The organism is Paenibacillus sp. TAF43_2, assembly GCF_052113545.1.
In the GTDB taxonomy this organism is placed as follows: domain Bacteria; phylum Bacillota; class Bacilli; order Paenibacillales; family Paenibacillaceae; genus Pristimantibacillus.
Window position 1 is genome coordinate 21,714 of sequence record NZ_JBFRDK010000068.1, and the last position, 7,859, is coordinate 29,572.

Consider the following 7,859-nt stretch of genomic DNA (forward strand, 5'->3'; position numbering starts at 1 on the left):
ATGGTGCAACAGATATTTGACTTTTTTGACCACCAATCTGACCTTGAAAAGCTAACAAATGTATCGATTAGGCACATAGATGCCCTTTACTTTTCTGCGAAGCAAATTTTTGCTGTCGTTACCTATGACTCTCCATCATCACTCGAGAACCACTGGGAGCGAGCAGCTTATCAATTTGCTTACCGGGTACAGAATCAGCTTCCCGGCGAACTAGATGATTTGCGTTGGGACATGTATTTAGTCCTCTTTGTAGACGCGCAAGAGATAAGCAATGCTTTGAAAAAACGCATCGAGTCAAACCGCTTTTTCTTTCGCAAGATTATCATCACTAGCTCAGATTTAGATCGTTTAGCTGAAAAACTGCCTTTAGACTTTCAAACTAAGCTGCCCGAGCACCAGCTCGAGCGCCTTTGGTTTCATGATCGGCATTTTCTCGACCAATGGCAATCCAGTGTTCAACAATCGACGAAAGACCAGTTAAATAAAGCTTTGTTTCAAGCTGATGAGCAGTCTGTGGACAAGCTATTGTCATCTTTAAATATTCCAGTGTTAGCTGAGGTGCTCGGCCATGAGGATTAATGCAATCACAATAGAAGCATTCCGCGGGTTTAATGAGAAGCGAAGATTTGAATTTCCCAATACAAGCATTGTCATTTTACATGGCCCAAATGGTTACGGAAAAACCTCTTTTTTTGACGCGATCGAATGGGGATTAACCGGTAGTATTTATCGTTATGAGCAAGACCCCGAACGAAAATTATATCGATACATCGGGAATCATTTTGCCGGGGATAGAGCTCCAAAAGTAATCATTGAGCTAGGAAATTCAGACTTGCAAATCACAGTAACACGTACGGGAATCGCCAATACGAATGTAAGGACAGATAGCGGAGCCCATTTGCTTGAAGTTGAGATTAATGGTGAGAAGGTACCTGCCAAGGAGGCAGAAGTCGTTTTAAAAGAGAAGCTCGTCCACGCGGAATGGCTCGATAAAGTGGATTTAAACAAAAGCTTGTTTCTTACTCATCTTCTATGTCAAGAACGGATGAATGGCATTCTAAGAGGCATGAAGGAGAAGGATCGCTACAATTCGGTTTCCCGAATTTTCGGCACAGAGCAATTTGCGAGCTATGGAGAACTCGTACATAAAGCACGGGTGGAGCTGGAAGAAAGAAAACTGGCATTTAGCCAAAAGCGTGGGCAGCTGATTGCTGAGGAAGATACGCTGGAGCACCGCATTCAAGGCATTAAGCTGGAAATCTCAGAATTCTCGCCTGCATCACGAAATAATCAATGGTCAACAGCACTTCATAACTATGAAGCTGTCTTCCAAAAAACAGCTGTTTCAGAAGATGAAGATCTGGTTATTTTGTTGATCAAAGAAGCCGAGGAGCAAATAGAAGCTCTCGTTCAGGAACGAAATCTTTTGGAAAATGATACAATCAGACGGCTCGATCTAGCAAAAGATGCTATGACCTCATTACAGGAAAAGCTTCCGCTTCTGATGCAATGGGAACGAGAAAGTCGCCTTACTCAAACGCTAGATGAACACTTAAATACAATTCAAAAATTGCTAAGGCTCAATGAAGAAGCAGATAGTTTTTTGCAAAACGAACTGATCAAGCTCCAAAACGAACAGCTGAATGAGGATTTACAGCAGCAAACAACGGCAATTCAGCATAGAGCCGATCACTTATTTGAAGCGTTAAATGACGTAAAAAAATTATTGCTTCAGGCAAACAACCGTAAAAAATTTGATGGGATGAGCGGTGGCTTTGCCATGGCTTATCCACGCTTAGAGGAGTCTCCTCGACTCGCACTCTATCATTCATTACGAGAGTTAGAGCTGCGGTTTCGTGAACAAACAGATATGGAAAACGCCTTTTTGGAGGCTGATCGTTTACACAAGCAGCAGTTGGAATTTGTACAGCAGCTTGTGCTTCATGAAAAGAAACATAAAGCTTTTCTAAAGCATGTTCTACAGGTTGCTATTGAACAGCCAGAGTTAGAATGCTGCCCTGCCTGTGGAATAGAAGATGTTGATTCATTACGCCTGCAGAACTACGTCAGCGCCCAGATGGATGCCATTCATCCTGATCTAGCTCGTGCAGAAAAGAAGAGCCTCGAGCTTGAATTACAACGACAAATCTATAATGACCAGCTGTTTGAAGCAAAAGCGAATGTTAAAGAAAGTCTAACCATACTTCAAGCCACCATGCAGGAATGGAGTGATCAGCATATTCAATTGCTCGATCAAGTGGCAGATTTACAAGCAAAGCACTACGATTTGCACAAAAAAATGCAGTTAATGGACAAGAGCTACAATGATTTCAAAGCATTGGCTGATGAGTTGGATATCCCTTTTCATACGCCAGCTCTGAAAGAGCTGTTACTGACTAAGCTGGATGAAAGTAATAAACAAGTAGATCATTTACGCAAGCAGCTTATTACGATTGCTACATCGTTTTCATCCCTTCCAAGGGAGAGCAAAGAGAGAGAACTTAAGCATCTACAAGATGATGTCGTTGTATCGCTAGGTAAACTAACGGCAGAAGGAATTGTTGGTGCTAGTGCTCAAACAACGAATTGGAGCGCTGTTGCGGATCAGTTAGAAGCAAAGGCTAGTTTGATTGAGGAATCTTTGCTCGAAAATACTCGTAAGCACGGAGCAGCAACACAATTATTAGATGCTTTCCGAGCAAACGCAGATCTCGCACTGCTTGAACAATTACAGCAACAAAAAACTGCCAAGCATAAGGTCATAGAACGAGTGGAAGAAGGTCTTCGAACCATCGAAGACCTGGTTGCCGCTCTAAAGGATGCCGAGCAGGCCGTGCCAGATGCCATTCGCGGCTTAAATGAACGAGTCATGGATCAAATGTTCGATACTATGCGTTCCATCTTTGTCAGAATCAACTCCCATCCCGTGTTCACCGAGATCGATTATGATACGGGAAAAAAATTCAACAGCAATCGCTTATTTCTAAAAGTGATGACGAGAGAAGATACGGCCCTTGGCCACCAAGAAGCAAATCCTTCATACATATTTAGCGCAGCCCAAGTGAATGCCACTGCGATTTCATTCTTTTTGGCCATGGCGCTTACGCAATCTTGGTCCCCACTGTCCTTTGTCGCAATGGATGACCCTGTGCAAAGTATGGATGACTTGAATGTGGCTGCATTAATTGATCTTATACGTAATTTAGCAGATTCCAAATTGCAAAATCATAAACAATTTATTATCTCAACACATGATTCGACGTTCTATCAGGTCATGAGAAAGAAGTTCAGAATGCTGAATGTAGGCATTATTGAATATGATTCCTATTCAGAAGCAGGACCAACATTTGAGCAGCGAGTAGTAGAAGCTACGGATAAGAAGCCGATTGCCATATTTTCAAAAGCAGACTCATAAAAACTCAATCATAAAAAGTCGATTTCCTGTACGATTAAGGAATCGACTTTTTTTATTATAAATGGCCTAAAAATATAATTAATCTAAACATGAGAATAAAAATTTCCAACTTCGTTGTATATAGTGTAAAAGCTTTTACAAAAAAATAAGGAGAATCGCTAATGAAGTCTAATGATAAAAATTTCATCCAACGATTAAAGCGACAGAAAGAAGATGCTTTAGAATATATCGTTGATACCTATTTGCCCTTAATAAAAGGGGTAACTAATAAAGTGCTGTCCCCGCTTGAGAACGAGGGAGTTATTGAAGAATGTATGAACGATATTTTGTTATCCATATGGAACAATTCGAATAAATTCCATGGCGATTCGACTGATTTCAGGAAATGGATTTGTGCTATAGCCAAGTTTAAGGCTATTGATTATTACAGAAAAAATAGTAAAAGAGTAGAATTCACCACTAATGAAATGGAATTGAGCTCCGAAAAATCGGCAGAAGAAGAGTTGATTATGCTGGAGGATAAAACGGAACTAATTCAATTAATCCATTTATTAGAGCCTGTGGATCGGGATATTTTTATAATGAAATTTTTTCTTGGATTAAAAACAGAGGATATCTCAGCGAAACTCGATTTAACGAAAGCATCCATCGATAATCGCATTTATAGAGGGAAAAAGACACTTTATACCAAAGCGATGCAGTTGAATTGGAAAGGTAGTGTATGATGAAGGATATTTATGAATTATTAAACGATATTGATCTTGACGACAAACAGTTTTTGGAAATGGAAGTCACTGAATTTGAAAAGACCAAGGTCAAGAAAGCATTAAAGCAATCATTAGCTCAAAATAAAAAAACACAACGTTGGAAAAAGAATGCTGCTGCTGCAGTCATACTAATCGGTTTAACGGCTGCTACCTTTGGCATAACGTTCCCTGCTTATGCTAGCGAAATCCCCGTTATAAGAAATATATTCAGGTTATTGGATACGGGAAGGGTCGGATTTTATGATGACTATAAGAAATTTTCCAGCGAAATTAACATGTCAACGGAGAGCAACGGCATAAAAATCACGATTGAAGATGCGATTTTTGATGGGAAATCGGTTACCTTAACCTATGCATTAGAAAGTAAACAAGACTTGGGTGACGAACCAAAGTTACATGGTTTATTATTTGCAAAAGGAGCAATCGGTGGCAGTCAAAGCTCTGAAATTACAAAAGTGGATGAAAATAGTTATGTAGGTTTAGTTCAAAGCAATATCGATTTTCGTAATCAAACGGAATTGGATCACGTAAATATAAACTGGACTATTGAAAATATAACAAATCAAAATAACGAGGAGAAAATACAAGGTAAATGGAGCTTTGCTCTTTCTTTAGACGCAACAGCGAATCAAACACAGATCATAAATCAAAGTATTGAAAACGAGGGAGTAAAAGTGAACATAGACAACATAACCTTTACCCCCATGAGCTTTATCGTTTATTACAATCAAGTGATTTCGGATGAGACAAGAAATGAATGGGATGCTGTAGATGTGGATATCGAAATTAAAGACGACTTAGGCAATCATTATGTAGGTAAAGGCAATGGAGGAGCAGGTGAGCGAGGCGGCTATAACATGAACTGGAGTAAAACTTTTGAGAAATTAGACCCCAATGCTACCAAGCTTATACTGACACCTCAGATAAACTTGTATGAACACACTGCCGAAAATCATGGATCATTAGAAATAACGAGAGACGAAGGTTCAAAAGAAATTGTATTGCCTAAAAAAGCAGGAAGAGGTAGAGAACAAATTAAATTGGATGATATTGTAATTGAAATAAAGAAATAAATGATAAGACATTAAGGCTTATGAGAAGACATGTTATGGTTGCTACAGATTAAGCCATAAAAAAAGCGAGCAGGATCGTATCCTGCTCTTTTTTTGTTGCATATTTAATAAGGAGAAACGATAATTTAATGATATGTAGGAAATAGGATTGATTAAATTTATAAATGACAACTTTTGATTAAAAGGTAATATTAATCGGAAAAATGTGCTATAATTTAAAGTTGAAATTTCAAAGCTTTAACAACAACAAGAAAAGGTGAAACGAATGATAATGAACGAATGGGAACAACTTTTATGAATAATGAATTGAACCTTTATAAACGTATATTAAATCAACTGCCCGACTTGAATATTAAGCTTGCTGAACCCGTTAAAAATCACGCATATACAAAATTAGGGGGGAATGCAGATGTATTCATTACTCCAAATAAATATGATGAAATAAGCACTGTATATAAAATTGCGAAAGAAGAGAATGTTCCAGTAACCCTCTTGGGGCATGGCTCCAATCTTATCGTGAAGGATGGCGGCCTTCGCGGGATTACGATGCATTTAAAAAACTTGAATGAAGTTCGAACCGAGAATAATACAATGATTGCGCAAGCTGGAGCTTCGATTATAGATGTGTCTAGGCAAGCATTAGAACAGCATCTGTCTGGACTTGAATTTGCATGCGGCATCCCAGGTACGGTCGGTGGTGCATTGTATATGAATGCAGGAGCCTATGGCGGACAAATTTCGGATGTATTAGTCAAAGCTTTAGTAATGAATGAAGCAGGCGAGCTTCTCACATTATCAAGTGAGGATCTGTCATTAAGTTATCGGAAGAGTAATATTTCTGCAAATAAATATGTTGTGCTCGAAGCTGTATTTAATCTTAAACAAGCTGAATATGCCGATATTAAACAAAAAATGGATGAGTTCACTTTTGCGCGAGAAAGTAAACAGCCATTGGAATATCCTTCATGCGGCAGTGTATTCAAACGCCCGCCTGGTTACTTTGCTGGAAAACTGATACAAGACAGCGGTTTGCAAGGGAAACGAATCGGAGGAGCAGAGGTATCCACGAAACATGCAGGTTTCATTGTAAATGTGGATCATGCTACATCTCAGGATTACATTGATTTGATCGAAGTTATTAAGACGACGGTAAAACAAAACTTTGGCATAGATTTAGAAACAGAAGTCATTGTCATTGGTGAAGATAGCCAAAACTAAACAATCGATTAAAGTTCAAAGACCCTCCCCATTCAATTGGCGAGGGTCTTTGGGTTTTTTACAATATTTATATTTATATAACATTTTTGGTTTCTTATATAAAATATATCTATTATGTAATCAATTGACCTCAAGCGGGTGTGGATGCTACAGTTATCTCAGTCTTTAATCCTCACTTAACCCGTAGGGATTATGAGTTTAATACACAACCAAATTGGAGGAAACGATTTTGAAAAAGTTTAATGCATTTGCGTTTACCCTTGTTTTCTTATTTGTTATTACAGCATGCGCCAATAATGGCAGCAGCAATAAAGGAGAATCAGCCGCGGGGGTTAAAAAGGTTATTGTCGGCACTGGCAATGATTTCGAGCAAGTCGCTTTTCTCGATGATAACGGAAAGTTAACAGGCTACGACGTTGAGGTTATCAGAGAGATAGACAAACGTCTGAAAGAGTATGAATTTGAGTTTCAAACGATGGAATTTTCCAACATTCTATTAAGTCTAGAAACGAAAAAGATTGATATAGCCGCACATCTATTCGAGAAAAATCCTGAGCRTGAACAAAAGTTTTATTTTAACGAAGAACCTTACGCTTATTGGCGGAACAAAATTATTATTGCAGCAGTAAACAATGAATCGATCAAGTCCTTAGATGATTTGAAAGGAAAAAAAGTGCTGATTGGCCCGACCAGCGCTCAAGCTCAAATACTTGAAAATTACAATAAGGAGCATGATGGCGCAATAAAAATCGTGTACCAGCAAAACGATGCTAACGATGAAGTTCTTCAAATCACTAATGGACGGGTTGACGCAACAATAAGCGCAGACTTCCTTCTTCCAATCAAAGATCCGCAAGGCAAGCTCAAAGCAGTAGGAGTTGCGCTTAATGAGGGGCATATCCAGTATGTACTCCGTAAAGACGACCCCGAGTCAAAGAAACTTGCCGACGCTGTTGATCAAACGATAAAAGAAATGAAAGCGGATGGAGCCCTCGCAAAGCTTAGTACGGATTGGCTTGGTCAGGACTTTTCAAAATAAAGGCTTAACACTTTAAATGTGGAGGTGATTATTCACAATGGGAATTGCAGTGATTTATGGAAGCTCCCGTAAAAATGGAAACTCGGATCAACTAGCAAATTTATTAGTTGAAGGATTTGAAGCAGATAAAATTCACTTATCTGACTACAACATCGAGCCTATTGTCGATTACCGGCATTCTGAGAAAGAGCCTTACCCAAATGATGATTACCATCATCTGATCGAACGCGTAAAAGCACAAGATGTATTGGTGTTTGCGACGCCAATCTACTGGTATGGCGCATCAGGCCTTACGAAGACATTCATTGACAGATGGTCTCAATCATTAAGAGAGAATAAGACCGAGT

Annotated in this window: 7 protein-coding genes; all 7 read left to right on the plus strand. The window is 39.0% G+C overall.

The window, feature by feature from the left end:
* On the plus strand, positions 1 to 579 hold the full coding sequence (locus AB4Z17_RS16140; protein WP_441960841.1) for an ABC-three component system middle component 1: 579 nt from the start codon (positions 1 to 3) through the stop codon (positions 577 to 579).
* Positions 569 to 3,415: an AAA family ATPase gene (locus AB4Z17_RS16145; RefSeq protein ID WP_441960833.1), complete on the plus strand. Its 2,847-nt coding sequence runs from the start codon at positions 569 to 571 to the stop codon at positions 3,413 to 3,415. The genes AB4Z17_RS16140 and AB4Z17_RS16145 overlap by 11 nt, the downstream gene beginning before the upstream one ends.
* A gap of 161 nt (positions 3,416 to 3,576) precedes the next feature.
* Complete coding sequence (locus tag AB4Z17_RS16150) at positions 3,577 to 4,140, plus strand: sigma-70 family RNA polymerase sigma factor (RefSeq protein ID WP_441960835.1); 564 nt, start codon at positions 3,577 to 3,579, stop codon at positions 4,138 to 4,140.
* Positions 4,140 to 5,255 carry a DUF4179 domain-containing protein gene (locus AB4Z17_RS16155; RefSeq protein WP_441960842.1) on the plus strand — a complete coding sequence of 372 codons (1,116 nt, stop codon included), beginning with the start codon at positions 4,140 to 4,142 and terminating at the stop codon, positions 5,253 to 5,255. The genes AB4Z17_RS16150 and AB4Z17_RS16155 overlap by 1 nt, the downstream gene beginning before the upstream one ends.
* Positions 5,256 to 5,549: 294 nt before the next feature.
* Positions 5,550 to 6,473: a UDP-N-acetylmuramate dehydrogenase gene (murB, locus tag AB4Z17_RS16160; RefSeq protein WP_441960836.1), complete on the plus strand. Its 924-nt coding sequence runs from the start codon at positions 5,550 to 5,552 to the stop codon at positions 6,471 to 6,473.
* A 229-nt stretch (positions 6,474 to 6,702) separates the two neighbouring features.
* The gene (locus tag AB4Z17_RS16165) at positions 6,703 to 7,512 is read left to right on the plus strand and encodes a transporter substrate-binding domain-containing protein (protein WP_441960837.1); all 810 of its coding nucleotides are present in this window, start codon (positions 6,703 to 6,705) and stop codon (positions 7,510 to 7,512) included.
* Positions 7,513 to 7,549: 37 nt separating this feature from the next.
* Positions 7,550 to 7,859: flavodoxin family protein (locus AB4Z17_RS16170; RefSeq protein WP_441960839.1), on the plus strand; the 310-nt coding region annotated here is incomplete at its 3' end.